3 protein-coding genes are annotated in these 697 nt (G+C 42.2%); 1 reads left to right on the plus strand and 2 read right to left on the minus strand.

Features of this window, described 5'->3' with window-relative positions; translation table 11 throughout:
• Nucleotides 1–216, plus strand: a 216-nt coding sequence (locus tag ADIS_RS23360; protein WP_238325374.1) for a hypothetical protein, incomplete at its 5' end; no start/stop codon positions are given.
• A 27-nt stretch (nucleotides 217–243) separates the two neighbouring features.
• Here ADIS_RS23360 and ADIS_RS04910 read toward each other — a convergent pair.
• A complete protein-coding gene (locus ADIS_RS04910) occupies nucleotides 244–543 on the minus strand; it encodes a helix-turn-helix domain-containing protein (RefSeq protein ID WP_010853244.1) in 300 nt (99 codons plus the stop codon).
• A 4-nt stretch (nucleotides 544–547) separates the two neighbouring features.
• On the minus strand, nucleotides 548–697 hold a 150-nt coding region (locus ADIS_RS04915), incomplete at its 5' end, for a type II toxin-antitoxin system RelE/ParE family toxin (protein WP_035804735.1).

Raw genomic sequence — 697 nt, forward strand, 5'->3', positions numbered from 1 at the left:
TCGGTAAACCGCCATCGGAGGGCCTGTCTGCTGGTTGCCCAGCAGTCCTCCATCCATTTCAAAGCATTCAGACCCGTTGGGTCTGATTCAAGTCACACACGGGATTCAGCTTGGAGACGGCGAGCCTTCGGAGCCGTTCCTTTCCAGGCTACTACTAACTTCTTAAAGATACTAAACTTTCAATTTACTCTAAACAGCCCGCTGGATCCAAGGTGATGTTAGAGTGCGTTTTCTCTTATCATCTTACAGGAAGGTTAAGCCAATTCTTTTATTCAATCCTTGTTCAAAAATCCGGATCAAGGTTGATAACTGGATATTCCCTTTTCCATTTTCAAGTTTTGAGATATAGCTTTTCTTTGTCCCTGCCTTTTCCGCCAATTGCTCCTGGGTCAGGTTCGCTTCCTTCCTAGCCTCTTTCAGCATTTCGCTGATGATGAACATCTGGGCATTCTCTTCATACTTGTTTCTGCTTTCACTTCCAATTTTTCCGTGCTCCAGTTCGATCAGCTCATCGAATGTTTTGACTTTGCAATAATCCTTCATGATCTTATTTCTTTGTTTGAAAATATTCCTTCATTAACCTTTCTGCTTTCTCCAATTCAATCTTCGGAGTCTTTTGGGTCTTTTTTTGAAAACCGTTGAACAGAACCACAAGCCTTCCTTCATCAAAGCAGCAAAAGATCCTGAAAATATTTGA

It is taken from the genome of Lunatimonas lonarensis (genome assembly GCF_000390185.1).
In the GTDB taxonomy this organism is placed as follows: domain Bacteria; phylum Bacteroidota; class Bacteroidia; order Cytophagales; family Cyclobacteriaceae; genus Lunatimonas; species Lunatimonas lonarensis.